A 26,981-nucleotide genomic window follows, 5' to 3' on the forward strand; every position below is an offset into this window, starting at 1 on the left:
GACGCATGCACAGCCGTTCCGTCATCAGCGAAAGCGACGCCGCCGCGGCTCCCGGATCCGAATTGAGTCATGCGCAACGGGTCCGGGCGATCATCGCCGGCTCTGCGGGCAACCTCGTCGAATGGTATGATTTCAGCATCTATGCGTTCATGGCGCTCTATTTCGCGTCGGCCTTTTTCCCGGAAGGCGATCGTTCGGCGCAGCTGCTGAACGTCGCCGGCATCTATGCCGCCGGGTTCCTGATCCGGCCGCTGGGCGGCTGGTATTTCGGGCGGCTTGCCGACCGAAGCGGCCGCAAGACGGCAATGGTGGTGTCGGTGCTGTTGATGGGCGGGGGATCGCTGCTGATCGCCATCCTGCCGACCTATGCCAGCATCGGGGCGCTGGCGCCGCTGCTGCTGCTCGTCGGCCGGCTGGCGCAAGGCTTTTCGACGGGCGGCCAATATGGTGCGACGGCAACCTATCTCAGCGAGATTTCGACTGCGCGACGTCGAGGATTCTACGGTTCGCTCCAGTTCGTCACGCTGATCGGCGGCCAGCTCAGCGCGCTCGCCGTGCTCCTGCTGCTTCAGCAGCTCTTTTCGGAGGATGCGATCCGGGCGTGGGGCTGGCGCATTCCGTTCGTGCTTGGCGCCGTGCTCGCGGGCACCATATTGCTGCTGCGGCATGCGATGCACGAAACCGTCGTGTCGGATGCGCCGGTCGCCGGCGCTGGCACGCTTCGCGAGCTGGCCCGGTATCCCAGGCCCTTCTTCATCGTGTTCGCGCTCACCGCCGCCGGCAATCTGAGCTTCTACACCTTCACGACCTATATGCAGAAATTCCTCGTCAACAGCGCCGGCTTCGATGTCGAGATGGTGAGCTGGATCATGACGAGCGGCTTGATCATGTTCATGCTGTTGCAGCCCGCCGTCGGCGCCTTGTCCGACCGGATCGGGCGGCGGACCTGCCTGCTGCTGTTCAGCGCGTTGATGGCCTTGTGCGCGGTCCCGCTCTTGCAGGCGCTCGGCACGGCGCAGAGTCCCCGGGTCGCCTTTGCGCTGGTCCTCGCGGGGTTCGTGATCATCAGCTTCTACACATCGGTCGCCGGCATTTTCAAAGCCGAGCTCTTCCCCGTCCATATCCGCGCTCTGGGTGTCGGGCTGGGCCACAGCCTGGCCTCGGCGATGTTCGGCGGAACCGCCGAATATGTCGGCCTGCTGTCGAAGCAGCTGGGGCATGAGCAGCTGTTCTATTGGTACATCAGCGGCATGTGCGTGCTTTCGCTGATCGTCACGCTGACGATGTGGAAGCCGCGCCGCACCGAGATCATGGCCTGAGTGTCATGGCAAGGCGGGGCATCCGTCGCTGCGACTGCCGCTGCCCGATGGGAATGAAATTGGGGGCGCCGGACACGTAGGGCATCGCAATCCAGCTGCCGCGGCGTGAGGCCGGATCGATCGCGATCCCTTCTTCGCCACGAACCATGCCGTGAGCATTGCACGTCCCGTCGCGAAGCGACTGGGGGTTCGTTCGGACTCGCCGGTCCTTTCTCTGCGAAGGAGCTGGAAACGCCGGACGCTCATCCGATCCCGGATTGGCATGTCGAGCGCGTTCCCTGCCTGCTTCCAACGATCGATAGCTAAGTCATTGATAAGTTACATTTGCTGTCTCATTGCAGAATGAGGGGAGGATATTCATGAAGAGCACCTCAGGACAATTGCGTCTGGCCATGGTCGGCGTGAGCGCGGTCGCGCTGATCCATGCCACCGCCAGTTTCGCGCAGGACGCGGCAGGTCCCGTGCAGTCTCCCGCCGCCGCACAGCCCGACGATGCGGTCGAGGGGCTGGAGGAGATCGTCGTCACCGCGCAGAAGCGGTCGGAAAATATTCGCGACGTGCCGATCAGCATCACCTCGCTGTCGACCGAAACGCTGGAGAAGGTCGGCGTCACCAACACGCTGCAGCTGACCAACGCCGTTCCGGGGCTGCGCATGGAGCGCGTCGGCAGCACGACCATCCCGGCGATCCGCGGCGTTTCGACGCTGACCACGACGGCGGGTTCGCAGCCCAACGTCGCGATCTATGTCGACAATGTCTATGTATCCAACCAGACCGCCGGCACCTTCGACCTGCCCGACATCAGCCGCGTCGATGTACTTAAGGGCCCGCAGGGCACGCTGTTCGGCCGCAACGCCACGGGCGGCGCCATCCAAGTCTTCACCCGCGATCCGAGCATGGATGCGCTCGAAGGCCAGTTCAACATCGGCTACGGCAATTTCAACACGTTCACGCTCAAGGGCTATGTCAGCGCGCCGATCGTGCCGGAAAAGCTGGCGATCAGCGTCAGCGGCTTCCGCGAAACGGCCGACAATTATTTCGTCAATCTCGTGCCGAGCGTGCCGCTGGAGAAGATCCACAACTATGTGATCCGCGGCAAGTTGCTGTTCACGCCGACGGACGCGACCCGCGTGCTGCTGACCGGCATGATCAGCCAGCATCGCGGTGCGGAAACGACCCAGTTCTTCCCGGTCGACGGCTATACCCGCGCGCGGACGATCGCCGGCTCGATCATTCCGACCAAACCCTATGAGGTCGCGTCGAACCTTCAGCAGACCGAAAAGGTCACGGCGAAGGGCGTCAACCTGCAGATCAGTCAGGAAACGGGGATCGGTGACTTCAGCCTGCTCGGCAGCTGGGACACCTCGACCTATGAGGGCACGTCGCCGGCCTTTGCCGGCGCTTTGCCCGGCGGGCGCAGGGGGCTCAACTACATCCAGGTCTTCGAGGACACGGCTTATTCCGCCGAGCTCAATTTCGCGTCCAAGAAGTTCGGCGGGTTCAGCTTCATCGCCGGCACCAACTATTATGACGATCTAAACGGTGCGAACGCCGTGGTCGTCGATACAGATATCCCGCCAGCCGCCGCCAACCAGATCTCGGTTTACTCAAAGCTCAAGACGCGCGCGTTCGCGGTTTATGGCGAAGCGACCTATGAGCTGACCGACGCGCTGAGCGTGATCGGCGGCATCCGCTACAGCAGCGAAGAGCGCACGCTGCTGGGTTCGACCGTTGCCGGCACGCCCGCCACGGGCAATTTCTATCAGTTCGCGCAGAAGACGTTCAACAGCGTCACGCAGCGCGCGTCGATCCGGTATAAGGTCACCGACGACGCCAACGCCTATTTCACCTACAGCACCGGCTTCAAGAGCGGCAATTTCTCGGGCTCGATCCCGTTCAACCGAACGCCGGAATCCTGCGCTGCGGCGAACGTGACCACGCCGGGCAGTTGTGTGTTCCCGGGTTCGGTCAAGCCCGAGAAGATCACGGCATATGAAGTCGGCCTCAAATCGGCGATCACGCCCTGGATCAATCTCGATGTCGCGTTGTTCTACAACCGGCTGCGGGACATTCAGGTGCTGTTCTTCACCAACACCTGCGTGGTTGCGCCTTGTCCGCCCAATGGGCTGACGCCGCTGGGCACGCTGTCGAACGCCGCGGTCGCCAAGATGTATGGCGTCGAGGTCTCGCTCGATGCCAAGCTCAGCCGCGAGCTTCGCGTCACCGGCGGCATCTCGCTGCTCGACGCAAGCTTCTCGTCCTATCCGAACGCGTCGTGGAATATTCCGAACGGGCTCGGCACCGGCCTGATCCAGGCCCCGACCTCGTCGGCGACGGGTAAGCAATTGCCGCGCGCGCCGAAGGCGACCGCGAACCTGTCGGCCACCTACACCAAGGAAGCCGATCCGGGCACCTTCTCGTTCACCGTGAACGGTTATGCGTCGGAGCGGATCTATTATGACGTCGGCAACGTCTATTCGCAGAAGCCTTACGCCACGCTCGGCCTGAGCGCGTCGTTCACGCCGGCGGCGGTGCCGAACCTGACCGTGACGGCGTGGGGCGTGAACATCACCAGCACCCGCGTAATGCTGGCGAACTTCTACAACGCGAACGGCGCCAATGAAGCCTATCAGCGGCCCGCAACCTATGGCGTGAGGGCGGCATTCACCTTCTGACCGCCAGCGGCATGAAATGAGCGACCGGCGCCGTCAGCAGTGTCCTGCACTGTGGCGGCGCCGGATTCGTGTTTTGCATCTAGATGACCAGTTACGCTCGAGGAGGACGGCCTGATGAGTTCGCGGCGAAACATGCTCAAGGTTGGGGCCGCTATGCTGGCAGGCGCGTTCGTGACGGCCAAAACGGCCGCCGGCGCAGCGCCCGCCGTGGCGAAAGCGCCGGGGCGGCTGTCGGTGACGGGGCCGATCAAAGGCGGCAAGCATGGGTGGCCTTTCGGCGCCTATGTCGGCGACATCGGCCAGCGCGGCTATGTCGAGGAGGAGTATTTCGTTTCGGGCGAGGCGCGTCGTCACCGGCCGCTCGGTGCGCTGACACCGGACGGAAAATGGACGTTCGAGCCGGTCGCGGGGTCCGCCCCGTTCACCACGCGTATCCTGGTGCGGCGCCCCAAAGACCGCGCCAGGTTCAACGGCACCGTGGTGGTCGAATGGACCAACGTCTCGGCGGGCTATGAAATCTCCTCGACCGACACGGCCAGCGTCTATGACGGCATGGTGCATGTCGCGGTGTCGGCGCAGCAGGTGGGGCTGCAGGGCTTCGTGCGCGGCAAGGCGCAAGGGCTTCGCCAATGGGATGCCGAGCGTTACGGCAAGCTCTCGCATCCGGGCGATTCCTGTGCCTATGATATCTTCAGCCAGGTCGCGCGCCTGCTGGGGCCGGCGGGCCGCAAGGCGAAGGTCGACCCGTTGCGGGGGCTGCCCGTGACGAAGCTGATCGCGGTCGGGGCCTCGCAGTCGGGCATGTGTCTGGCCGGCTATTTCAACGCGATCCAGCCGCGCGAGATGATCTTCGACGGGTTCATGCTGTTGATCACGCCGGGCGGGGCGACCGGTTATGACGACCGGACCTTCAACCCGCCCGATCCGGACATGTATGCGCGGTTCCGCACGCCGGTGAAACTGCGCGACGACATCGCGACGCCGATGATGGTGGTGAACTCCGAAGCCGAGACGCTGGCCTATTATCGCGCGCGCCAGCCCGACACGGACAAGTTCCGCTATTGGGAAATCGCCGGGGCCTCGCACGCGCCGACGGGCACGCTCAAGCTGTTCGACGAGAAGAATGTGCGCGACGGGTTGCCCGCATTTGTCGGCGCGCATCATTGCAGCGATGTGATGTGGCGGTGGAGCTATGACGCCGCCATCCTGCACATGCACCGCTGGCTGCGCGGCGGGTCGCCGCCGCCCGCCCAGCCGCCGATCGACGTGATCGCGTCGGGTGGCAAAGTCATGATCGAGCGGGACGTTTACGGCAATGCCCGGGGCGGCATCCGCCTGCCCGATCTCGTCGTCCCGGTCGCCCGCTATCAGGGGCTGGACGATCGGCCCGGCGGTGGCGGCCTGTCGGGGTTGACCGAACCGTTCCCGGCCGGCGTGCTTGCGAAGCTTTATCCGGACCGCGCCGCCTATGTCGAGCAGGTCAGGGCGGCGGCTCAGGCGGCGGAAGCGGCTGGTGTGATCCTGCCTTATCAGACGAAGGCCTATGTCGGCGAGGCGGAGCGGGCGCCGATTTTCGGCTGAGCCTTGGCGGATTTCCGGCGCTGACCGGTCACATTGGCCGTTCAACAACTCACATTGACGGCCGGAGGAAGAATGAGCGCGAACGGCAAAGCGAATGCCAGCGGCAAGCCGGTTGCGGTGGTGATCGGCGCGACGTCGAAATGGCAGTCGGATGGACCCAACACGCTGCAGATCAATGGCGGGGTGATGGACGTCAGCGACGTTCCCGTCGGCATCCGCTGGGGCGTCGGTGGCGCGATCGCGCAGAAATTCGCGCAGGAAGGCTTCTTCGTCGTCATGACCACGCGCAAGGCGGCCAATGCGGCTGGCTTGGCGCAGGCGATCACGGATCAGGGCGGCGAGGGGATGGTCGTCGAGCTCGACCTGATGTCGCAGGCGTCGATCGCGGCGGCGTTCGCGCGCATCCGCAGCGAGGCAGGCGATCCCGAGGCCGTGGTCTACAATGCCGGCTACAGCCATGGCCGCGATTTGCCCAAGGAGCAGGAGCTGCTCGAGTTCATGCCCGACGAGATCTTCGACACCGCGATCCAGCTCGCGGCGAAGGCGCCGTTCCTCGTGGCCAAGGAAGTGCTCCCGGCGATGCGCAAGCGGGGCAGCGGGTCGCTGTTCTTTTCGAACAACAAGGAGTGTCTGCGCGGGCGCAAGCGCAACACCGGATCGTCCTTCTACTATCCGCGCGTGATGATGCGGTCGCTCGCCCAGGCGCTGACCGAGGAATATTCCGAGCATCTGGTGCATGTCGCGAACGTCGTCATCGACGGCGGGATCGATGCGCCGGGCGTGCGGGCGCTGTCGAAGACTGCGGCGACGGGCAAGCAGAGCGCGCAGCCGGCCAACCTGTCCGGCCCACTGCTCGATCCGACCCGGATCGCCGACGCCTTCTACTATCTCCATGCGCAGCATCCGTCGTGCTGGAGCCATGAGATCCAGCTGACGCCCTTCGGCAAGCGGCCGGATTACTGAGGCTCGTCGCGGCGACGTTCGCGGGTTAGGTTGACCGGATCGAAACGGAAAGAGAGATCATTGTCAGTGTCTTCCTTTGTCGATGCGGATCGCGGCCTCCTCGCCGGCCGCGCGGTGATCGTCACCGGCGCAGGCCGCGGTCTGGGTGAAGCGTTCGCGCGCCACGCCGCCGCGTGCGGCGCCAGCGTCGTTATCGACGATGTCGATCTGGCCGAAGCCGAAAACGTGGCGGCGGCGATCCGGGCCGGTGGCGGGGCGGCGGTCGCCTGCGATTATTCGGTCGGCGAACCCGATCAGGCGCATGCGCTGGCCGAACTCTGCCTGACCCACTTCGGCAGGATCGACGGGCTGATCAACAATGCGGCGGTCTTCTACATCCGGTCGATCTGGGAGGAAGATCCGGTCGAGGCACAGCGGCTCATCGGGGTCAACCTGCTGGGTGCGATGTATTGCGCCGCCGCGGTGACGCCGCACATGCGGGCGGCGGGGCGCGGCGCGATCGTCAACGTCGCCTCGACCGCGGCATTCGGCATGGCGGGGCGGGGCGCCTATGGCGCGGCCAAGGCAGCGCTGATGTCGCTGACCTATTCCTGGGCGATGGAGCTGGAGCCGCATGGCGTCCGCGTGAATGCGCTCGGCCCGAAGGCTGCGACCCGGATGAATCGCAATCCGGGGCCGCAGGGCGCGCCGGACGATGTCGCGCCGGTCGCGACGTTCCTGTTGAGCGACCGTTCCGCGCACCTCAACGGGCAATGCATCCGTGCGTCCGGGCCCGACGTGGCATGGACCCTGCCGGCACGCTATGCTGCAATGGCGCCGCGTCGCTCGCCGGGTGTCGATGGCGTTGCGGAAGCGCTCGACCTCGCCGAACCCGGCCCCCAACCATTCGGCTTCAGGGTCGGGTGACAGGCGCTCATTGGAGGATTTCGCGCCACCGCATGTCCTAGACTGCAAGCGCGACAGGACTGTGGCGCACCGGCCGCCTCATCGGAGCAGGCCGCAACGACCGCGTCAGCACGCAATTTGGAGGATTGATTATGGCATCGGCGGCAGAGGTTCCCGGCACGAGCGGCAAGCGGGTGATCCCCGACCATGTGCCGGCCGAGCTGGTGTTCGAGCCTCGTTACGAAGAGCCGAACACGCTGTTCGACCCGTTCATCGTCACCAAGGACGTCTATGAGGAGCTGCCGCCGATCTTCTATTGGCCGCGGCCTTCGCCCGGGCGGTATGACGGCACCTGGGTCGTGACGCATTATGACGACATCGCCAAAGTCTATCAGGACGATTCGATCTTCTCGGCTCAGGACGCGTCGAATTTCCAGGGCACGATCGGCGAGACGTTCAAGATCCTGCCGCAATCCGTCGATGCGCCGGTCCACGGCCCCTACCGCAAGTTCCTGAGCCCGTGGTTCACGCCCAAGATCATCAACGCGCAGGACGATCAGATCGGGCGCGTCATCAACGGACTGATCGACGGCTTCATCGACAAGGGCGAATGCGACGTATCGCACGACTTTTGCCGGCCGTTTCCGGTGCTCGTCTTCCTCAACCTGATGGGGTTCCCGGAAGACCGGGTCGAGGACTTCCTCGCCTGGGAATATGCGATCCTCGCCGACAAGCGCGACATCGAGAGCGTCCGCTGGGGTTCGCGCCATGCGATCGACTATCTGCGCAGCTTTATCGAGGAGGTGCGCGCCGAGCCGAACGACAAGCTGGCGAGCGCGATCGTCCATGGCGAGATCGACGGGCGGCCGCTGAACGACGACGAGATCATCGGCATGTTGTTCATGCTGTTCCTCGCCGGGCTCGACACCGTGTCGGGCACGACCGGGCTGATCTTCCGCCGGCTGGCGCTGGACACCGAGCTGCAGCAGAAACTGCGCGAAAATCCCAAGCTCATCCCCGGCGCAGTCGATGAGTTCATGCGGCTCTTCCCGATCGTAAACGCCAGCCGCATGGCGGTGAAGGATCACGAGATCCGCGGCGTGAAGATCAAGGCCGGCGATTTCGTGATGTGTTACGCGATGGCCGGCAACTTCGATCCGGACGTGTTCAAGAATCCGCGCGAAACGATCCTGGCGCGCCAGCCGAACCGGCATTTCAGCTTTGGCAGCGGCGCGCATCTTTGCCTTGGCCAGCATCTCGCACGGCGCGAAATGCGGATGGGCATCGCCGAGTTCCTGCGCCGTATTCCGCCGTTCACGGTCAAGCCGGGCGCAGACCTGACGGTCTATCCCGGCCAGATCGCCGCGCGGCACGTGCCGGTCGTCTGGGACAAGGACGCAATCACCAAATAACCGAATGAGAGGGCGGCAAGCCCCCCACAACTTCCATTGAAAGTCCGAGGGCGGCGGTCGCGAGACCAGCCGCCCTTTCTTTCTTCAGCAGATGTCCGCCTCGTCCACGACCGGCCGGCTTTCGCGCGTCGCGCGCATGCGGCTGTTCGGATCGTTCGGGTCGGAGGTCAGCACGACATGATCGTCATGGACCTCGAGCAGCACGCCCATGAAGGGAAACCCCTCCAGACCGCCGGTCACACGATAGCTGACCGTGTCGCCGACCTTGAATGTCGCCGGGTCGAAATTGAATTCGAACGGGCAACTATTGCCATCCATGCCCTGCATTGAACGTCCTTTCTTCTGTCTCCGGTAAACTAGGCAGCATTTTCGCGTTCGTCCGCCTGATCGAGCGCCAGGCGGTACGGCTTGCGGATCGACCAGATGGCGACGCTGGCGACCGGTCCCATGACCAGCACAAGGCCAGCCATCCCCAGGCCGATCGCGAACGGTCCTTCGAAAAAGCGCTCGCCGATGAACGCCGCCAGTGGCGGGCCGAGGCCGAGGCCGACCAGACCGACGGCTGTGAGATAAAGCGCCATGGCGCGCGCCCGGATGCGGCCGGGCGTCACCAGCTGGATCAGCAGCGGCGCCAGCACGGGCAGGGCGGCCGAGAAGAAGGTGCCGATACCGAGCGCGACGAACAACAGCGCCGGGGAACTGACCAGCCCGATCAGGCCGAAGCAGACCCAGCTGACCGTCACGGCGCCCGCAAACACGGCAACCAGCGCGTCCCTGCGGCCTCGCCCGGTCCACAGCCTGACGATGGTGGGCCAGGTCAGCACTCCGAGGAAGCTCGAGGCCAGTCCGACGGTTCCGAACGCATAGGCGGCCAGTGCGGCGTCCATGCCATGGCCGCGGATCAGCAGCGTCGGGGTCCAGGCGATCTTGGCGGTATTGCACATGGATATCGCGGAAACGCCGATGAAGAACCCGACATAGAGCCTCCGCTCGCGCCGGAAATAGGCGAGCGCCTGCGCGACGGTGGCGAATTGTTCGGTCTTCGCGTCGCCGACACGGTCCGGCTCCGCAACGGTCAGGAACAGCAGCGGCGCCAAAAATAGTCCCGGCAGGCCGACGAGAATGAGCGTGAGCTGCCATGGCTCCAGCGCGAACGTCGCCGACATCGCCGTCGCGAGCTGAAGCGCGGCGCCGCCAAAGACGAGCGCGCCAGTGTACATCATGGCGCCCGCGGCGGTGTAGATCGTGGTCGGCAGCACGCGCTTTTCGCGGGGGAACATGTCGGCGATCAGCGAGATGACGGCTGGTGACAGCACCGCTTCGCCGATGGCGACTCCCGACCGCAGAATGACGAGCCAGAAGAAATTCGGCGCAAAGCCCGATGCGACCGTGCACAGGCTCCACAGCGCGACACCGGCCGCGACGAGCGGGATCCTGCGGTGCTTGTCGATGAGATGGGCGAGTGGCAGACCCATCAACGCATAGACCACGCCGAAGCCGAGGCCGAACAACAGCCCGATCTGGGTGTCTGAGATGCCCAGTTCCACGGTGATCGCCGGCGCCAGCAGCGACAGGATCAGCCGGTCGATGAACGACAGGCCGAACATCGTCACGAACAGGCAGACCGCATACCAGGCTGGCACAGCGGCGACCGGCCGTGGCGATGCGGCGGAGACGTCGGGCATCAGGCGGTCCTTTTGCGCGAGCAGGGCGAAGGATGGCCGGGCCATGCCGTTCGGGTGTTCATCAATTCTTGCTACTCCCGAACCGCCAGCCCTGATCGCAGAGCGCGGCGACGGTGACGATAAGACCGCTGACCACGAGGATCGGCACGACGCCAAGCGCCGAGTGATCCGGGGACCGCGCCACGATCGCGAGCGCGCCGAGCGGCGCGAGACCGCCTGCGATCGCGCCGCCGATCTCCCGTGCCGAGCCAACGCCGGTCGAGCGGGATTCGACGGCGAACTGACGGCTCAGAAAGGAGCCCTGCGGCGCGAACATCATCGGCGCAATCAATCCGGTGGCGATCACGATGGCAAGCGCGACCATCCCGGTTTGGGCCGTCGCCAGCAACGCCGTGAACGGATAGGCGAAAAGCGTTGCCGCGCCGCCGCCTATGGCCAGGATCGCGCGGCTGCTGAACCGGTCGCAGAGCCAGCCGAAGACGGGGATGACGAAGATCGCCACCAGGCTCGCAAGCGTGACGGCAAAGGCCGTGGTGCTGGCAGGGACCGACTTGAACTGGGTGAGATAGGCCAGCGAGAAGGTTTTGAAGATGTAGCTCAGCGCGTTGTAGCCGATCGCGACGAAGAACACGACCAGCAGCCCCTTTGCATTCGAGGTAAGCAGCGTCCTGATCGGCGCGGTCTTTGCCTGTCCGCGTTCGAATTGGCGATATTCGGGCGTCTCGGGCAGGCTGCTGCGCACCCACAGCCCCAGGAACACGAGCGCGAAGCTCAGCACGAACGGGATGCGCCAGCCGCCGTCGAGGAGAAAATCGTCGCCGCCCATCGCAAGCAGATATACGGTCAGCGAGGACAGCAGCAGGCCGAGATTGAGTCCGAGCGCCGGCCATGCGCCCTGCCGCCCGCGCCGGTCGTGCGAGGCATGCTCATAGGCCGTCACCGCGGCGGCGGCCAGTTCGGCGCCTGCGCCCAGCCCCTGGACGATCCGCAGCGAGACGAGCAGCACCGGCGCCCAGAAGCCGATCGCCGCATAGGACGGGATCAGCCCGATCGCCGCGGTGCACACGCCCATCAAGGTGAAGGTGACGACCAGCATCTTCTTGCGGCCGAAGCGGTCGCCGAAATAGCCGAAGAAGATGCCGCCGAGGGGCCGCGCGACGAAGCCGATGGCGAAGGTCGAGAAGGCCGCGAGCGCCGCCGCCTCCGGATCGCTGTTGTCGAAAAAGACCTTGCCGAAAACGATCGAGGCCATGGTGGCGTAGAGGTAGAAATCATACCATTCCAGCATCGATCCGACGATGGTGGCGGCCCGCACCTTGCGATTGCGTTGTCGCGCTTCTGCGTCGGTTTCTGTCAAGATCGCGTCTCCGTGCGGCCGCTGGCGACGGCCGCCATGCGCTCGCTGACCGGGCGCCGGGCGCCGCGAGTGGGCGAGCGCCGGCCCGGCATCAGAAGGTCCAGTCTACGGCCGCGCCGAAGGTGCGCGGCGCCGCCGGCGATCCCTGATCGCCGCTCGAAGCGACCGAGATGTTGGAATAATATTGCTTGCCGAGCAGGTTCTTGGACCAGAGGCGCAGCTTCCAGTGGTCGCCGGGAAGCTTGAGGGCGAGTTCGGTGTTCACCAGATCGTAAGCGGGCTGCCGGACCCGGTTGGCGGCGTCCCAGTAGAAGCCGCCATTGTGGAACCAGGACGCGTTCCAGTTGAACTCGCCGATGGCGGTCGGGATCGCCCAGTTGACGCCGAGGGTCGAGGTGAAGCCGGGCGCGCGGACGAGCTGTTTGCCCGAGGCGTCGATCGCAGAGGAGGCGCTGTTGTACGGCGCGGCGGTGCGCGGCACGAGGACGATGGCGCCGGGGAACGCGCTGTAGCGCGAATTGAGCACGCCGATATTGGCGTTGAGGGTGAAGTTGCGGGTCAGTGCCGCGATCGCTTCGATCTCGCCGCCATAGATGCGCGCGCGCGCGGCGTTGGTGAGCAGCGTGACCGACGGGCTGCCGACCAGCGCGGACACCTGCAAATTCTGGTAGCTGTAATAGAAGGTGGACAGGTTGAGGCGGAGCTTGCGGTCGAACAGCTCCGACTTGAGGCCGGCCTCGTATGAGTCGAGCACTTCCGGCTTGACCGCAGGCGCGATGTTCGCGGCCGGGCATGGGGTGCCGACCGGGGTTATCGTGCACATCGCGCCGACGTTGAACTGGCCCGCCTTGAAGCCGCGATTGACGCTGGCATAGGCCATGACGTCCGGCGCGAGGCGCTGGTCGATCGCGAACCGCCAGGTCAGCTTGCGGAAGGTCTCGGTCTGCGGCTCGACCAGGCCGGAGATTTGTCCTGCGCGGTTCGACAGGGCGGGCAGCGGCACCGTCGTCGTGTCGAGCCCGACGAAATATTGCTGCGCCCGCAACCGGTCCTGCGAATAGCGTAGCCCGATCGTCACGCGGGTGGTCGGCGTGACCTTCACGGTCGCCTGACCGTAAGCGGACAGCGCGTTGGTCCGCTGCGACGCGAAGCGATCGTTCAGATCCTGCAGGAAATAGCCCCGGGTCGTGCGGTTGGCTTCGTTCGTGGCGTTGATGTGGATGTAGTAGAGGCCGGCGGTATATTCGAGCCAGTCGGGTCCGCTCTCGCCGTTCGACAGCAGCTGCAATTCCTGGGTGAAGGCGCGTGTGGCGGTGTTGCTGCTCGACTGGGCGGCATTGACCTGAGGCGTGCTGTCGGAGGTGAGGAAGACATAGGCCGAAATGTCCTGATAGGACGTGATCGACTTCAGCGTCGCGAAGCCCGCCCGATAGGCGATCTCGCCGGAGAACAGGTAATTCTCGTTCCGTCCGATCCAGGGCGCGTCGGAATCATAGTCGTAGAACCCACCGCGATAGACATAGGGGGTCACGCCGTCGCCGGACAGGATGGCGCCGGGCAGGCCGTGACGGTACAGGCCCTGATCGGTGCGCAGGCGCGAATACATGCCGCTCAGCTTGATCGTCGTCCGGTCGTCCGGCGTGATGACGATCTTCGACCGCGCGCCGAACTCGTTGAGCGCGCCGGCGCGGCGGTCGAAGTCGGGCAGGGTGACCACTTGCCCGTTGACGCGGACCGTGCCCGCGCTTTGCGGGTCGAAGAAGTTCCTGCCCCAGCCCTTGTGCTGGTTCGTGTAGGACAGCGAGACGTCGCCGGCGATGACGTCGTTGCCGGTGCTGGCATAGAGCGCGCCGGTGACGGTCTGGTAGTTACCGTAGCCGATGCTGGCCTTGGCCGTCGTGCCAGCGCCCGGGTCGCTCGTGATGACGTGGATGAGGCCACCGGTGGCGTTGCGCCCGAACAGCGTGCCTTGCGGTCCCTTGAGCACCTCGACGCGTTCGATATTGTTGAGCGAGAACAGCATCGAATTGGCCGAAGCATTGTAAACGCCATCGATATAGGTCGCGATCGTCGGATCATTGCCGGTCGTGGTCGAGGACGTGCCGATGCCGCGCAGATAAACCTGCACAGCCGAGCTGGTGCGGGTGAAGACGAGGCCGGGAACGACATTGCCGATATCCGTCAGCTTGGACGCGCCCTGCCGCGCGAGCGATTCAGCGGTGATCGCGCTGATCGCGATCGGCACGTCCTGAAGCCGCTCGCTGCGCCGTTGCGCGGTGACGACGATCTCTTCCAGGCCCGCCTCGGCCGGCGTGGTTTCGTCGGCCTGCGGTGCCGGCGGGGCGGCCGGCGTCTGGGGGGAAGGGGAGGGCTGTGCGAATGCAGTTTGCGCCATTGTGCCGACCACGACCGCGGTAACGCAACTCATCTTCTTCATCGCTTCTCCCCCCGTAATATTGTGCTTGTCCTATGTTCGAAGACGTTGGCTCTCGGTGATTGGGTCTGTCTGGCGGACGACATGACAAGGCCGCCGGCCCGCCCCTCCGCAGGCCGGCGGCGGCATGCGCGCTAGTCGAGCTCGCCCTTGCGATAGCCCAGCAGCTTGCGGGCGATCGCGAGGCGATGGATCTCACCCGGTCCCTCGTAAATGTCGATGATCCGCGCATCGCGGAAGTATTTCTCGGCCAGATATTCTTCCGAAATACCCTCCGCGCCGAGCAGTTCGAGACAGCCCTGCGTGATCTGGCGCGTGGCCTTGCCGGACATGGTCTTGGCCATGGCGACCTGAGTCTGGAAACCCTTCGACAATTGGCCGAGCTGCTGCTCCAGCCATTTGCACTGCATGATCACGCCCCACGTCGCTTCCCACAGCGCCTCCATGCGTATCAGCTTGTCCTCGGCGAAGCTGCGCGAGGACCGACCCTTGGCATAGTCGACTTCGTCGCCAGCTTCGGCGAGCTTGCCGTGCGTGAAGTCGAGGATCGAGCGGCACATGCCCAGTCCCAGCGCGGACTGCACCGGGCGGTTGACGTTGAGGCGGGTCTGGATGTTGACGAAGCCGTTGCCGAGCACGTTCATCGCTGGCACGCGCACGTCCACCATCGAGAAGCTGCCAAGATTATGGTAGCGCGTCCCGAGCTTGCGCCAGGGCTGCCCGATTTCGAAGCCCGGCGTCCCCTTCAACAGCACGACATTGTAGAAGGGGCGCTTGCCGTCCGCGTCCGGTTCGCCCTTGACGATCACCACCACGCCATCGCCGAGATCGATATTGGAGATGAACGTCTTCTCGCCGTTCAGGACATATTCGTCGGTCTCCGGATCATATTTGGCGGTGGAGATCATCGCCGACGGATCGGATCCGGCGATCGGCTCGCTGACGCCGAAGACGAGCCAGAGATGGCCATAGGCCTTTTTCTGCTCCTCGCTCCCGAGCTCGTTGACGATCCATGTGCCGGAAGGGGAGGGCGCCGGGCGCGTGTTGAACTCGGGCGCGCCGACCGTCTGCATCAGGCATTCGGTGACCGCGAGGCCGCTGATCGGTGCCTTTTCCTGCGCGAGCGCGGCATAGGGCGCGATCGTGCCGGCGACGATCGGATGATCGCCGTCGGTCAGCGGCTGGCTTTCGGGAATGCGGTCGATCTCGCGGGCGATCGTCCGTGCGCGCAGGCGTTCCGCGCGCATCACTTCCATCAACTTGAGGTCGCCTTCGGTCAGGCTGAAATCAACCACGATTCTGTCTCCCAATGTACGGCGGGAATGCGGGGATGGCGCTGCCGGTCGCCGGCAGGCGGTTCGGGTCAGACACCGGCGGCGCCTTCCAGCACGGAAATCGCGCGCGCGTTGCGATACCAGAGCTCGACCGGGTGCCCCTTGGTGAAGCCATGGCCGCCGAGCATCTGCAGGCCGTGATCGGCGATGAAGATGATCTGCTGGCCGGCATAGGTGAAAGCGAGCTGCGCCTGTTGCGTGACCGGCTGGCGTTCCTCCAGCGCCCAGGCCGCCTTCCACGTCATCCAGCGCATGGCCTCGACGTCCATGTGGATGTCGGCGATGGTGAAGGCGATGAACTGCTTCTTGGCGAGCGGCGTGCCGTGCACGATCCGGTCCTTGACGTAGGGGATGACATAGTCGCGGATGCCGCGCCCGAGCCCCGTCATGATCGCGGCGAGCGCGATACGCGCCCCGTCGATGATCTGCTGGACATCAGCGCCCTTGTCCTCGCCGAGGCGCATGGCGGCGGGCACCGTGACATTCTCGAACGTCACCTCCGCCAGTTCCAGCGCGCGCAGGCCCAGCGTGCCCTTCGGCTCGGCGATCGAAACGCCGGGCGTATCGCGCGGCACGATCAGCGCATCTGCTACGCCGTCGCTCTCGGCGATCACGAGGAAGTGGCTGCATTGGCTCGCCATCGGCACCATCGCCTTGCGGCCGTTGAGGATATAGTTGTCGCCGTCGCGGCTCGCCTTGGCCGACAGCCGCGAGACGTCGAACCCGAAACTGGGCTCCAGCACCGCCACCGCCGCGGCCTGGAACGCGTCACCGGCAAATGCCGGGAGCAGTTCCTCGCGCTGGCGCGCCGATCCCTGATCGGCGATCGCACCGACAAAGCCGAGCGTCGACGCAATCGCCAGCGCCAGAGTCGCGTCGGCGGCACCCAGTTCCTCGAGCGCGATCGCGTTGGTGACCGGCGAGCGGCCCTCGGCTTCCGCCTGCATCTGGACGATCCCGGTCGACCATAATTTGGCGAGCAGCTCAGTATCGATCGCGGCGTCGTCGTCCAGCCGCCGTGTCTGCGGGAACAGTTCCTCGCGTGCGAACTCCGCCATCGTCGACTGGACGATCTGCTGCTCTTCGGTCAGTTCATATGAAATCATGAAAGCCACTCTTTCCGTGATCTTGCCGCCTCTACGGCAGGCTCCGCCCGCTGGCGGTGTCGTTCGTTCACGATCCTGACGGCCCGCTGCGGGCGCGGCCGTTCGACTGATCAGTGACCTCGCTGTTCAAGACCAGCGGTCGAACAAAAACCTCCACTATGACGCAGCGGCAAGTAATCGGCGCCGATTTTCGGTCGGATCTTCAGGATCGGACGCAAAGCAAAAGGGTCCGCGCCAATTGGCGCGGACCCGGCAGATCGAGTGCAAATCGACAGTATGCCGTCTTAGATGAGTCCGCGCTCCTTGAGCACGCCCTCGGCCGAGCGGATTCCCTCGACGCCGGCTGGAATGCCGGCATAGGCACCGACGATCGTCATCGCCTGACGGATCTCGTCGGCCGAACAGCCATTGTTCACCGCGCCGGCCAGATGCGTCTTCAGTTCGGGCACGCGGCCCATGCAGGCCAGCAGCGAGGTGACGAGCAGGCTGCAATATTTCGGCTCGAGCGGGCCGTCGGCCCAGGCCCGGTTGAAGCACATCTCGTCGGTCATGTCGCGGAACGCCCGATTGAAATCGTTCGTGCTGGCGGTGCGGCGGTCCCAATAATCGTCGCCCAGCGTCTTTTGCTGGATCGCGCGGCCTTTTTCGACATGGCTGGTCATGTGGTCTGCTCCTGTTGCTGTTCGGTGCCGAACTGCGCGCCGGCCCACCCTTCGAGAATCTTGATGAGATGGCCGAAATCGAGGTCGGCATAGCCTTGTGTCAGGCCGAATTTGATGAATTGGCGCGCCTGCTGACATACCGGCATCGTCACGCCGAGCCGTTCACCCTCGGCAAGGCAGAGGCGGACATCCTTGTCGAGCAGCGCGGTGGCGAAGCGATGCGGAAAGCTGCGGTCGACCACGCATTGCTGGATCTTGTTCGAGATCGCGAAGGACTGGCCGCTCGACACCTTGATGACATCGAGCATCGTCTGCGCGTCGAGGCCCGCCTTGGCGCCGAGCACCAGGCCTTCGAACGAAGCCATGGTGGTGGTAGCCATGATCGTGTTGTTGATGAGCTTCATCAGATGCGCCGCGCCAGGCTGGCTGCCGAGGTAGAAGATGTTCTTGCCGGTCGCCTCGAGCGCGGGCCGGACTTCGCGGTAAGCGGTTTCGTCGCCGGAAATCATGATCGCGAGCGTGCCGGCTTCGGCGCCGGTCGTCCCGCCGCTGACCGGCGCATCGACCAGCGCGATGCCGCGCTCTTGCAAGCCTGCGGCAATGCGCTGGGCGACCGACGGGCCGGTGGTCGAAAAGTCGACGACGATGCGCGCGCTGCCGCCACCGAGCCCGTCTTTATCGAGCAGCACGCGCTCGACGATGTCGGGGGTGGGCAGGCTGACGCAGACGATCTCGACCTGCCGCGCCATGTCCGCGAGCGACGCCGCTTTCGCGGCACCTGCGGCGGCGAGCGGCTCGACCGCTGCTTCATTGACGTCGAACACGACCAGCTCGTGCCCGGCGGCGAGCAACCGCCGCGCCATGGGCTGACCCATGTTGCCGAGGCCCACAAAGCCCAATCGCATCGCCATGTCCTCGCTCGCCAATGCCAAAGCGGCGGGGCGACATCGCGCCTCTCCCGCCTTCGCTGCATAGGACCGCCAGATCGCCGAAATCCCCCACGCGCATGTGCGGATGCGGCACCAAATGGAGACATGGCATGCTCGTCTTGAATTTATGGCGGATTTGACTTGCAGGGATGTCTTCGCCAGTGGTGAAATAGGCTCGGACGATTGTCAGTTTACCCGAGCCGGGTATTTAGCGTCGCACTGTTTCGTTGTTCCGTGATTTGCGTTCTGTTTGCTCCGGTACAGAGATTTGAATGGCTGAACTCGATCTCTTCGTGCGTGTTAAACCAGCGCATCGGCGTTGCGGGCAGCGCAATGGCCGGACCTGCTGATGGCCGAGGGGAATAATATCCTGCCCTTGCCGCAATCGGCCCGGATCGAGGCCGAGGCGGCGGCATGGGTCGCGCGGCTGGATCGGGACGAAGCAAGCGAGAGTGATCGCATCGCGTTCCAGGCATGGTGCGGGATGAGCGAACTGCACCGGCAAGCGGTCGAGCGGTTGTCCTCGCTCTGGACGGACCTGGACCGTCTTCGCGGTTCGTCCTCGATCGAACCTCGTGTGACACCGTCGTCGGAAAGCCTGGCCAAGCAGGCGCCGCTTCAGCCCTGATTTCGGATTTTAGCCGCGGGCGGTTGCCGCGGCCGATGCCGCCGATCGCGTCAGATAATCGGTGACCATATCGGCGGTGATGCGTTCCACGCGGCCCAGCAACGAGCGGTCCGCGTCCCAGGTGGAGCGAACCGCCGATCCGCGAAGCGCCGCGTTCACCAGCATGACGGCATCGGCCGCCTTCTCGTGCGAAACCCCGAAGCTCGCCAGCCGCTCGATCCACAATGCCTCGGTACGCTGGCGAAAGCCGCGAACCGTATCGAAGATGGCGTCCCGTAATTCCGGCGTGCGGGCAGCGGAAATCGCGACGTCCAGCGAGACCGAAAAGGACTCGCCGGTGAAGAAGGCGCGGCTTTCGGCGACGAGATCGGCAATGACCTCGGCCAGCGTTTCGCGCTTGCGGAAGTGACTCGCGCTGACGTCGGTTCCTTCGCGCAGCCATTCGAACGCGGCGGCGATCAAGCTCACCTTGGTCGGGAAATGATGCAGCAAGGCGCCCTTCGATACGCCCGCCATCATCACGACTTCCGCCGTTCTGAAGCCCGCCAGCCCCCGGCTCTTCAGCACCGCCACAGCAGCGTCGAGCAGGCGCCGCCGCATCGTTTCGGTGCGCTCGGCCTGAGCGCGGCGCAGCTTCGCCGGCGGTGGGACATCGGTCATGGCGGATTACCCTCTCTCATGTTGTTCACGCGCCACTGGGGTTGAAACCGGAGGCGGCGGAGACCCCGCACCTCTTGGCCGTTGTTGTGCATATCCCCCCTGTTGTCCAGATTGGAGCCCCGGCTTCGGCGCCGATCGCGGCGCGCGAAGCACGATGGGACGGCTGCTGAAATTTGCCGAACAATCGCGGTTCGAGTTCGCACAAGCCGGCTTCACAGTCGGATCGCCCTAATATTATCATTGTAAATCAATCTGATGAATAATCGTTGCCGACGCCGTTGGTGCGACGCCCGATCCCTATTCCCGGCTCGTTCGGATGCTCTTGACGTCAAGTGCCGACTCAAGTTACAGTCCGGGCGGACGGCATTTAAGTGAACTTGCTTTCGCACGAATGCCGGCGAACGGATTGTGGGTGCGAGCCTGACTCCCGACGCATGCGACGGCGCCTCGCGCTTCGACAAATGCGCGGGAAGCGGGATGCGAAAGGAACAACAGACGTGGCTTTGGAGGGGAACAGCATGTCGCCGACCATCATGGCGTTTCTCGAAAACGAAACGGCGCTGAAGCGCTTTCTGGGCCGCATGCTTCCGACGGAGTCGGACGTCGAGGACATTGCTCAGGAGACTTGCATCCGGGCCTATGCGGCCGCCGAGACGCAGACCGTTCTCATGCCCAAAGCCTTTCTGTTCCGGATCGCCAAAAATCTCGCGCTCAATGAGCGCAGCCGGATGTGGAACACGACCACGACCTTTGTCGGGGACTCGGCCGAACTTGACGATCTCGGCGCGGACGACGGCGATGTGTCGGGCGAGGACCGGCTCGACAGCCACCGCAAGCTGAATTTGCTCGAAGAGGCGATCGCGCAGCTTCCGGCGCAGTGCCGTCGCGTCTTTCAGCTGCGCAAGATCGAAGAGCTTTCGCACAAGGAGATCGCCGCGCAGATGGGCATCTCGGTGAGCACCGTCGAGAAGCACATCGCGACCGGGCTGGTCCGCTGCAAAAAATATCTCGCAGACCGAGGCTATGAAGTCGGCGGGCCGTCGCGTGCCCAGTCCGGGGCGCATGCCGTTCCGACCTTGCAGTGCCGGAACGACGGCGCGTCCTTCGTCGATCACGTCCCGATGGGATATCATAAGCAGGTGGCGCAGGCGTTTTGAGGCGCGCCGTGGCCGGGCCGGCAGTGCCGGCCGGCCCGAAGTCTCCTGGTCATCGACCCTGATCCAAGGCGATCCGTGCGGGCTTCGATCCGCCGGAATTTGAATGCATGCCGGGGCCGGCGCTGCTTCATTGAGGTCGCGGCACGGCGAAATGGGATGATGCTCAGCCAGCGTCTGTCCGTGCCCCGCTCTTGGCGAGCAGCTGCCGGATTTCCTCATTATGCTCGCCCAGCTTCGGCGCGCGATGCCGGGCGTTGGCCGGCGACCCGCCGAATTTCGCGGGATAGTTGATATGCTTGATGGTGCCCCATTCGGGATCGTCGAATTCCGCGAACACGCCGCAATGGTGCGCCTCGTCGCTCGCAACGAACTCCTCCATCGTGTTCACCTTGCTGAATGGAATCTGGGCTTCGTCCATCAGTTCGATGAACTGCTTCGTCGTCATCGCGGCGACGCGACTGGCCACGCGATCGTAGAGCTCGTCAGTGTTCTGGAGGATCGACATGGGCTCGGCAAAACGCTCGTCCCCGAGCATGTCTTCGCAGCCCAGCGCGGTCACGAAGCGATTGAATTGCGCCGGCTGGAGGATCATGCCGATCGCGGCGCCATCCGCCGTCTTGAGGCTGCGATAGGAACCCAGATACAGATCGACTTCATCGAGTTCGGCCGACTGGAACGTGTGGTTCTGCATCTGGTCGACGACGATGCACGCGGCATAGGCCGAGGCCATGTCGACCGTTACCTTTTGCCCCTCGCCGGTCCGCTCGCGGTGCAGCAGCGCAGCGAGCGCGGCGTGCGATGCCCACATCGCGGTAACGCGGTCGGCCAGGGTCGTCCGGATGGGGGCGGGGTCGCCCTCGCCGCCCTGGGTCGGCATGAAGCCGGTCAGGCCCTGGATCATCATGTCATAGGCGGGACGGGTGGCATACGGCCCGACCTCGCCGAACCCGCTGACCGATACATAGATCAGCTTGTCGTTGATCGCCTTCAAAACGTCATAGCCTAGGCCGAGCCGCTCCATGACGCCGGGGCGGCTGTTCTGCAGGAACATGTCGGCTTGCGCGACGAGCTGGTGGATGAGCTGGCGGCCTTCCTCGCTCTTCACGTCGATGCACACGCTCTTCTTGCCGCGGTTCATCTGCTCGAACATCGCGCTCATGCCTTTGTAGACCGGGTATTTGGCGCGCATCGGGTCGCTGCCGGCGGCCTCGATGCGGATCACTTCCGCGCCGAGATCTGCGAGAATCTGGCTGCAGAACGGACCCGCAATCATCGAGGACATGTCGACAATACGGATGCCGGCACAGGGTCCTGGAGTTGCGGACGGTTCGGGCAGGGTCATATTGCAATCCGTACATGGACGCGGGCGCGGCCGCTCGCGTGAGGTTCATTGCAAATGATGACCGGCCGGCTCGCGAATTCCTCCGTTCGCGGGCCGCAATATTACCGTTTTCGAAGCATCTGTCGGCTGGTGTTGAGCGACGGCCCTGGCAACGGGCGTCCGGCCTATCCGGGCAGCGGCGTTCCGGGCCGCGCGACCTGCCAGCCGCGCGCCTGCGCATTGGACTGGATGATGCCCTTCAGCAGCACGGCGGCCTCCTGCACGCCGATCGCGTCGGCGCGCTGCGTGGCGGTGGCGATGATGAGCGGACGAACGAGCGGCGGCGTGCCGATCCGCCAGGCGCGCAACGTACCCGCGGCCAGCTCGGCCCGCACCGCCGATTCGGGGAGGATCGTCAGCGCCGAGCCCTCGCGGACGAGCGCGATCGTGGCGTCGAGCGAGTCGAATTCGAACATCAGGTCGAGCGTGACGCCCTGTGCAGCGGCATGATCGTCGATCATCTTGCGCAAACCATGCTGCGGCGTCGGCAGGATCAGCGGCTGGTCCGACAATCGCGACATCGGGACGGATTCGCCCGCAGGAAAGGGCATGTTCTCGCCGCCCGCCAGCACGGACAGCGGTTCATGTGCGACGATTTCCGACTGCACCGAGCCGCCGGTCGGCCGGTGATACAGGATCGCGGCGTCGATGCGCCCGGCCTGCAGCCATTCGAGCAGCGTCCCGCTGAACGCTTCCGCGATCCGCAATTTGAGCCCGGGATAGTCCGACTGGACCCGGCGAGCGAGCGGGATGGTCAGCAGCCGGCCGATGGTCGGCGAAAGTCCGATCGTCGCCTCGCCGGTCAGACGCGTGCCCAGCCGCCGGATCTGCTTGTTGATCCGGTCGGCTTCCCCGAGGAGGAAGCGCGCTTCGGTCAGCAGCGCCTGGCCGGCCGGCGTCGGCATCACGCCGCGCCCGGTACGGAAAAAGAGCTTCGCACCCAGTTCGTCCTCGAGCGCGCGCATCTGGCGGCTGAGCGCGGGCTGGGCGATATGCAGGGTCGCGCTGGCCGCCGAAATGCTCCCGCTTTCCGCGATATGCTTGAAATGAAGCAGCTGGCGAAGGTCCATGTCGCTCGAATAGCTCGCATTCGATCCGTGCGCCAGCCATGCCGACACAGCATAGCTGATAGGCCAATCGGGATTTTGACATGGCGCCCCGTTTGCCAAAGACACGAGCGGTCGGAGCAAAGGAAGATCATGAGCAGCCGTCAGGAGAGCTATCCCGAAATCCGCGAGGCGGTCCGCCGGCTGTGCGCCGATTTCCCGGGAGACTATTGGCAAAAGCTGGACCGCGACCGCGCCTATCCGCGCGCGTTCGTCGAGGCGCTTACCCAGGCCGGCTTCTTGTCGGTCCTCATCCCCGAGGCCTATGGCGGCTCGGGCCTCGGTCTTCAGGCAGCGACGGCGGTGCTCGAGGAGATTCACCGGTCGGGCTGCAATGGCGGCGCCTGCCATGCCCAGATGTACACGATGGGCACCGTGCTCAAGCATGGATCCGAAGCGCAGAAACAGGCTTATCTGCCCAAGGTCGCATCCGGGGAATTGCGGCTTCAGGCGTTCGGCGTGACCGAGCCGACCGCTGGCACCGACACCACGCGTATTCGAACTTTCGCCCGGCGCGTCGGCGACAAATATGTCGTCAACGGCCAGAAGATCTGGATCAGCCGCGCCGAGCATTCCGACCTGATGGTGCTGCTGGTGCGCACGACGCCGCGCGAGGATTGCGCCAAGCCTTCGGACGGGATCAGTGTGCTGCTCGTCGACATGCGCGAGGCGGTCGGCAACGGCCTGACGATTCGGCCGATCCGCACCATGCTCAATCACGCGACGACCGAGCTGTTCTTCGACGATCTCGAAGTGCCGGCCGAGAATCTGATCGGCGAGGAGGGGAAGGGGTTCCGCTACATCCTGTCGGGGATGAATGCCGAGCGCATCCTGATCGCCGCCGAGTGTATCGGCGACGGCCGGTTCTTCATCGACCGCGCATCGGCCTATGCGCGCGACCGCAGCGTGTTCGGCCGGCCGATCGGGCAGAACCAGGGTGTCCAGTTCCCGATCGCGCGCGCCTATATCCAGCTCGCCGCCGCATCGGAGATGGTCGACAAGGCGGCGCGCCTGTTCGACGAGGGCGTCGATGGCGGCACCGAAGCGAACATGGCGAAGATGCTGGCGTCGGAAGCGAGCTGGTACGCCGCCGATATGTGCGTTCAGACGCATGGCGGCTTCGGCTTCGCCGAGGAATATGATGTCGAACGCAAGTTCCGCGAAACGCGCCTCTATCAGGTGGCGCCGATCTCGACGAATCTGATCCTGAGCCATGTGGCGACGCATGTGCTCGACCTGCCGAAGAGCTTCTGACCGCCATGCTCGAAGATATTCTCGTGGTTTCGCTGGAGCAGGCGGTCGCGGCGCCGCTGTGCACGCAGCGGCTGGCCGATGCCGGCGCCCGTGTGATCAAGGTCGAGCGCGCCGAAGGCGATCTCGCGCGCGGCTATGACGCGGTCGTGCACGGCGAGAGCGCCTATTTCGTGTGGCTCAACCACGGCAAGGAATCGGTCGTCCTCGACATCAAGGCACCGGACGATGCGGCGCTGCTGGCCTCGATCCTCGAACGGGCCGATGTGTTCGTGCAGAATCTCGCGCCCGGCGCGGCCGAGCGTGCGGGCTTCGGCTCTGCCGCGTTGCGCGCCCGGAATCCGCGGCTGATCACCTGTGACATCAGCGGCTATGGCGAGGACGGGCCGTGCCGCGACATGAAGGCCTATGACCTGCTGATCCAGTGCGAGACCGGGCTGGCGTCGATCACCGGCGCGCCCGAGGCACCCGGCCGGGTGGGAGTCTCCGTGGCCGATATCGCCTGCGGTATGAACGCCTACACGGCCATATTGCAGGCCCTTTACGCGCGACGCGAAACCGGTGTGGGACAGAGCATTGCGATCTCGCTGTTCGACTCGCTGGCCGAATGGATGGCGGTTCCGCTGCTCCATTTCGACTATGCCCAGGTCGCGCCGTCGCGCGTCGGGCTGCGCCACCCGTCGATCGCGCCTTATGGGGCATTTGCGTGCCGCGACGGTCATGTCGTGGTGATCTCGATCCAGAACGAACGCGAATGGCTGCGCTTTTGCGAAGCGGTGCTCGGGGACGGCGCAATCGCGCGGGACCCGCTCTATTCGAGCAATCCGCTGCGGGTCGCCAACCGCGCATCGCTCGATCAACGTATCGCATCGGTCTTTGCGCAGTTTGATCGAGACGAGGTCATCCGGCGCTTGCGGGCGTCGGCCACCGCTTATGGCGGCCTGAACACGGTTTCGGACCTGTCGGCGCATCCGCAGCTGCGTCGGATCCGCGTGGACAGCCCGACCGGGCCGGTCGACATCCCAGCGTCGCCGGTAAGGGGTGGGCAGGTCATGGATCGTCCTGACCATGTGCCGGCGATCGACAGTCACGGCGCCGCGATCCGCAAGGAGTTCGCGTGACCGATCCTTCGTTCCACATTGGCCGGCAGGAGATCGCGCGCGACTATAGCGACCGGGGGCGGATGATGCGCCTTTCGGCATTGCTCGATCACGACTCGCCACCGTGGCGCAGCGGGGTGGTCCCCCCGCTTGGGCACTGGCTGTGTTTCACACCGTTGGAGCGCCAGTCGGGGATCGGCGCAGACGGCCATCCCGTTCGAACTGATGCGGGATTGCTGCCCAATGTCGGTCTGCCGCGGCGGATGTGGGTCGGCAGCCGGATCGAATTTCTGGGCGATCTGCCGCTCGACGTGCCGATCATACGGACATCGACGCTGGTTTCCGCGACGCCGAAGAGCGGGCGGACGGGCGATATGCTGTTCGTGACGGTGAAGCACGAGATCGCGCGCGAGCGCGGTGCAGTGGCGATCGTCGAGGAACAGGACATCGTCTATCGCGAGGCGGCGGCCGCCGGCACGTCCTTCACCCGCGCCGGCGCGGCCCCCGGCGAGCCGGACCCGTTCACCCGGTCGGTCACGCCCGATCCAGTCATGCTGTTCCGCTATTCGGCGCTCACCTTCAACAGCCACCGCATCCATTATGACCGCGACTATGCACGCAGCGAGGAGGGCTATCCGAGCCTGGTCATCCACGGCCCGTTGATCGCCACATTGCTGCTCGACCATCTCGTGCGGCAGGCGCCTGACCAGCGCATCCGTTCCTATCATTTTCGCGCGGCCTCGCCGCTGCTGGAGGGGGATCGGATCGAGCTGGGACTGACGCTGACGGAGCAGCGGGCGGATTTGCGCGCGATCGGCCCTGCCGGGATCGGCATGACCGCGACGGCGGAGCTCGCGGCGTGACCCCTGCCGCCATTTGCCGATCGGCCTTTTCAGGAGAAGCAACATGAAGGTTCTGGTGCCGGTCAAGCGGGTGCTTGACTATAATGTGAAGCCGCGGGTGAAGGCGGACGGGACGGGTGTGGACTTGGCGAACGTCAAGATGAGCATGAACCCGTTCGACGAGATTGCGGTCGAGGAAGCGATCCGCCTGAAGGAAAAGGGCGTGGCGACCGAGATCATCGTGGTCTCGATCGGCGAGCAGAAGGCGCAGGAGACGTTGCGCACGGCGCTGGCGATGGGCGCCGACCGCGCGATCCTGATTGTGGCCGAGGACAAGGTCGAGCCGCTGGGCGTCGCCAAGCTGCTGGCGAAGGTTGCGGAAGGCGAGCAGCCGGGTCTGGTGATCCTGGGCAAGCAGGCGATCGACGACGACAACAACCAGACCGGGCAGATGCTGGCGGCATTGCTCGGCTGGGGCCAGGGCACGTTCGCGAGCAAGGTCGAGGTGTCGGGC

The 26,981-nt window shown here is 64.9% G+C and carries 23 protein-coding genes; 12 read left to right on the plus strand and 11 right to left on the minus strand.

All coding sequences use genetic code 11. The annotated features are described in order from the left end of the window. Positions 1 to 5 precede the first annotated feature (5 nt). The 6 genes from M9978_RS09190 (at position 6) to M9978_RS09215 (ending at position 8,835) form a co-directional block, all read left to right on the plus strand. Positions 6 to 1,319, plus strand: a complete 1,314-nt coding sequence (locus M9978_RS09190) for an MFS transporter (RefSeq protein WP_254292721.1) — start codon at positions 6 to 8, stop codon at positions 1,317 to 1,319. A 359-nt stretch (positions 1,320 to 1,678) separates the two neighbouring features. Further along, the gene (locus M9978_RS09195) at positions 1,679 to 3,994 is read left to right on the plus strand and encodes a TonB-dependent receptor (protein ID WP_254292722.1); all 2,316 of its coding nucleotides are present in this window, start codon (positions 1,679 to 1,681) and stop codon (positions 3,992 to 3,994) included. A gap of 114 nt (positions 3,995 to 4,108) precedes the next feature. Further along, positions 4,109 to 5,575 (plus strand): alpha/beta hydrolase domain-containing protein, encoded by a 1,467-nt coding sequence (locus tag M9978_RS09200; RefSeq protein WP_254292723.1) that lies wholly within the window; start codon positions 4,109 to 4,111, stop codon positions 5,573 to 5,575. A 72-nt stretch (positions 5,576 to 5,647) separates the two neighbouring features. Continuing rightward, positions 5,648 to 6,538, plus strand: coding sequence for an SDR family oxidoreductase (locus M9978_RS09205; protein WP_254292724.1), 891 nt, complete (start codon positions 5,648 to 5,650; stop codon positions 6,536 to 6,538). A 66-nt stretch (positions 6,539 to 6,604) separates the two neighbouring features. Then, positions 6,605 to 7,444 (plus strand): SDR family NAD(P)-dependent oxidoreductase, encoded by an 840-nt coding sequence (locus tag M9978_RS09210; RefSeq protein ID WP_254292725.1) that lies wholly within the window; start codon positions 6,605 to 6,607, stop codon positions 7,442 to 7,444. 131 nt (positions 7,445 to 7,575) lie between these two features. Continuing rightward, positions 7,576 to 8,835 (plus strand): cytochrome P450, encoded by a 1,260-nt coding sequence (locus tag M9978_RS09215; RefSeq protein ID WP_254292726.1) that lies wholly within the window; start codon positions 7,576 to 7,578, stop codon positions 8,833 to 8,835. Positions 8,836 to 8,919: 84 nt separating this feature from the next. Here M9978_RS09215 and M9978_RS09220 read toward each other — a convergent pair whose 3' ends face one another. From M9978_RS09220 to M9978_RS09255, 8 genes are all read right to left on the minus strand, one after another. Then, positions 8,920 to 9,162, minus strand: coding sequence for a reeler domain-containing protein (locus M9978_RS09220; protein WP_254292727.1), 243 nt, complete (start codon positions 9,160 to 9,162; stop codon positions 8,920 to 8,922). 29 nt (positions 9,163 to 9,191) lie between these two features. After that, positions 9,192 to 10,565 (minus strand): MFS transporter, encoded by a 1,374-nt coding sequence (locus M9978_RS09225; RefSeq protein WP_254292728.1) that lies wholly within the window; start codon positions 10,563 to 10,565, stop codon positions 9,192 to 9,194. 16 nt (positions 10,566 to 10,581) lie between these two features. Continuing rightward, positions 10,582 to 11,877, minus strand: a complete 1,296-nt coding sequence (locus M9978_RS09230; RefSeq protein ID WP_254292729.1) for an MFS transporter — start codon at positions 11,875 to 11,877, stop codon at positions 10,582 to 10,584. A 91-nt stretch (positions 11,878 to 11,968) separates the two neighbouring features. Then, complete coding sequence (locus tag M9978_RS09235) at positions 11,969 to 14,314, minus strand: TonB-dependent receptor (RefSeq protein WP_254292730.1); 2,346 nt, start codon at positions 14,312 to 14,314, stop codon at positions 11,969 to 11,971. 131 nt (positions 14,315 to 14,445) lie between these two features. After that, a complete protein-coding gene (locus tag M9978_RS09240) occupies positions 14,446 to 15,606 on the minus strand; it encodes an acyl-CoA dehydrogenase family protein (protein WP_254292731.1) in 1,161 nt (386 codons plus the stop codon). A gap of 68 nt (positions 15,607 to 15,674) precedes the next feature. Further along, positions 15,675 to 16,751 (minus strand): acyl-CoA dehydrogenase family protein, encoded by a 1,077-nt coding sequence (locus M9978_RS09245; protein WP_254292732.1) that lies wholly within the window; start codon positions 16,749 to 16,751, stop codon positions 15,675 to 15,677. 284 nt (positions 16,752 to 17,035) lie between these two features. Beyond that, entirely contained in the window at positions 17,036 to 17,413 is a 378-nt protein-coding gene (locus M9978_RS09250; protein ID WP_254292733.1) for a carboxymuconolactone decarboxylase family protein, read from the minus strand. Then, complete coding sequence (locus M9978_RS09255; RefSeq protein WP_367305064.1) at positions 17,410 to 18,324, minus strand: NAD(P)-dependent oxidoreductase; 915 nt, start codon at positions 18,322 to 18,324, stop codon at positions 17,410 to 17,412. Before M9978_RS09255 ends, M9978_RS09250 begins: the two co-directional genes overlap by 4 nt. 367 nt (positions 18,325 to 18,691) lie before the next feature. Here M9978_RS09255 and M9978_RS09260 point away from each other — a divergent pair, with 367 nt between their 5' ends. Beyond that, on the plus strand, positions 18,692 to 18,970 hold the full coding sequence (locus M9978_RS09260; RefSeq protein WP_254292735.1) for a FecR/PupR family sigma factor regulator: 279 nt from the start codon (positions 18,692 to 18,694) through the stop codon (positions 18,968 to 18,970). 9 nt (positions 18,971 to 18,979) lie between these two features. Here the strand turns inward: M9978_RS09260 and M9978_RS09265 are convergent, their stop codons facing one another. After that, positions 18,980 to 19,630, minus strand: coding sequence for a TetR/AcrR family transcriptional regulator (locus M9978_RS09265; protein ID WP_254292736.1), 651 nt, complete (start codon positions 19,628 to 19,630; stop codon positions 18,980 to 18,982). A 371-nt stretch (positions 19,631 to 20,001) separates the two neighbouring features. Between M9978_RS09265 and M9978_RS09270 the strand changes: the two genes are divergently transcribed. After that, positions 20,002 to 20,787, plus strand: a complete 786-nt coding sequence (locus M9978_RS09270) for an RNA polymerase sigma factor (RefSeq protein WP_254292737.1) — start codon at positions 20,002 to 20,004, stop codon at positions 20,785 to 20,787. A 163-nt stretch (positions 20,788 to 20,950) separates the two neighbouring features. Here M9978_RS09270 and M9978_RS09275 read toward each other — a convergent pair whose 3' ends face one another. After that, positions 20,951 to 22,129 carry a CaiB/BaiF CoA transferase family protein gene (locus M9978_RS09275; RefSeq protein ID WP_302053890.1) on the minus strand — a complete coding sequence of 393 codons (1,179 nt, stop codon included), beginning with the start codon at positions 22,127 to 22,129 and terminating at the stop codon, positions 20,951 to 20,953. A 164-nt stretch (positions 22,130 to 22,293) separates the two neighbouring features. Next, on the minus strand, positions 22,294 to 23,238 hold the full coding sequence (locus M9978_RS09280; protein WP_254292739.1) for a LysR family transcriptional regulator: 945 nt from the start codon (positions 23,236 to 23,238) through the stop codon (positions 22,294 to 22,296). A gap of 129 nt (positions 23,239 to 23,367) precedes the next feature. On the opposite strand from M9978_RS09280, the gene M9978_RS09285 reads away from it, so the two are divergent. From M9978_RS09285 to M9978_RS09300, 4 genes are all read left to right on the plus strand, one after another. Then, positions 23,368 to 24,528, plus strand: a complete 1,161-nt coding sequence (locus M9978_RS09285; protein ID WP_254292740.1) for an acyl-CoA dehydrogenase family protein — start codon at positions 23,368 to 23,370, stop codon at positions 24,526 to 24,528. A 5-nt stretch (positions 24,529 to 24,533) separates the two neighbouring features. Then, positions 24,534 to 25,646 carry a CaiB/BaiF CoA transferase family protein gene (locus M9978_RS09290; RefSeq protein WP_254292741.1) on the plus strand — a complete coding sequence of 371 codons (1,113 nt, stop codon included), beginning with the start codon at positions 24,534 to 24,536 and terminating at the stop codon, positions 25,644 to 25,646. After that, positions 25,643 to 26,488 (plus strand): HTD2 family dehydratase, encoded by an 846-nt coding sequence (locus M9978_RS23305; protein ID WP_254292742.1) that lies wholly within the window; start codon positions 25,643 to 25,645, stop codon positions 26,486 to 26,488. Before M9978_RS09290 ends, M9978_RS23305 begins: the two co-directional genes overlap by 4 nt. 43 nt (positions 26,489 to 26,531) lie before the next feature. Next, on the plus strand, positions 26,532 to 26,981 hold a 450-nt coding region (locus M9978_RS09300), incomplete at its 3' end, for an electron transfer flavoprotein subunit beta/FixA family protein (protein ID WP_254292743.1).

The organism is Sphingomonas tagetis (assembly GCF_024211275.1).
Lineage (GTDB): Bacteria > Pseudomonadota > Alphaproteobacteria > Sphingomonadales > Sphingomonadaceae > Sphingomonas > Sphingomonas tagetis.

What these genes read in the sequence shown, in the direction of transcription:
- M9978_RS09280 (WP_254292739.1), bottom strand. Translation starts at nt 23,238, where the DNA reads ATGGACCTTCGCCAGCTGCTTCATTTCAAGCATATCGCGGAAAGCGGG.
- M9978_RS09225 (WP_254292728.1), bottom strand. Translation starts at nt 10,565, where the DNA reads ATGGCCCGGCCATCCTTCGCCCTGCTCGCGCAAAAGGACCGCCTGATG.
- M9978_RS09195 (WP_254292722.1), top strand. Translation starts at nt 1,679, where the DNA reads ATGAAGAGCACCTCAGGACAATTGCGTCTGGCCATGGTCGGCGTGAGC.
- M9978_RS09260 (WP_254292735.1), top strand. Translation starts at nt 18,692, where the DNA reads ATGGCCGAGGGGAATAATATCCTGCCCTTGCCGCAATCGGCCCGGATC.
- M9978_RS09275 (WP_302053890.1), bottom strand. Translation starts at nt 22,129, where the DNA reads ATGACCCTGCCCGAACCGTCCGCAACTCCAGGACCCTGTGCCGGCATC.
- M9978_RS09220 (WP_254292727.1), bottom strand. Translation starts at nt 9,162, where the DNA reads ATGCAGGGCATGGATGGCAATAGTTGCCCGTTCGAATTCAATTTCGAC.
- M9978_RS09190 (WP_254292721.1), top strand. Translation starts at nt 6, where the DNA reads ATGCACAGCCGTTCCGTCATCAGCGAAAGCGACGCCGCCGCGGCTCCC.
- M9978_RS09265 (WP_254292736.1), bottom strand. Translation starts at nt 19,630, where the DNA reads ATGACCGATGTCCCACCGCCGGCGAAGCTGCGCCGCGCTCAGGCCGAG.
- M9978_RS09200 (WP_254292723.1), top strand. Translation starts at nt 4,109, where the DNA reads ATGAGTTCGCGGCGAAACATGCTCAAGGTTGGGGCCGCTATGCTGGCA.
- M9978_RS09285 (WP_254292740.1), top strand. Translation starts at nt 23,368, where the DNA reads ATGAGCAGCCGTCAGGAGAGCTATCCCGAAATCCGCGAGGCGGTCCGC.
- M9978_RS09235 (WP_254292730.1), bottom strand. Translation starts at nt 14,314, where the DNA reads ATGAAGAAGATGAGTTGCGTTACCGCGGTCGTGGTCGGCACAATGGCG.
- M9978_RS09215 (WP_254292726.1), top strand. Translation starts at nt 7,576, where the DNA reads ATGGCATCGGCGGCAGAGGTTCCCGGCACGAGCGGCAAGCGGGTGATC.
- M9978_RS09250 (WP_254292733.1), bottom strand. Translation starts at nt 17,413, where the DNA reads ATGACCAGCCATGTCGAAAAAGGCCGCGCGATCCAGCAAAAGACGCTG.
- M9978_RS09255 (WP_367305064.1), bottom strand. Translation starts at nt 18,324, where the DNA reads ATGGCGATGCGATTGGGCTTTGTGGGCCTCGGCAACATGGGTCAGCCC.
- M9978_RS09245 (WP_254292732.1), bottom strand. Translation starts at nt 16,751, where the DNA reads ATGATTTCATATGAACTGACCGAAGAGCAGCAGATCGTCCAGTCGACG.
- M9978_RS09205 (WP_254292724.1), top strand. Translation starts at nt 5,648, where the DNA reads ATGAGCGCGAACGGCAAAGCGAATGCCAGCGGCAAGCCGGTTGCGGTG.
- M9978_RS09290 (WP_254292741.1), top strand. Translation starts at nt 24,534, where the DNA reads ATGCTCGAAGATATTCTCGTGGTTTCGCTGGAGCAGGCGGTCGCGGCG.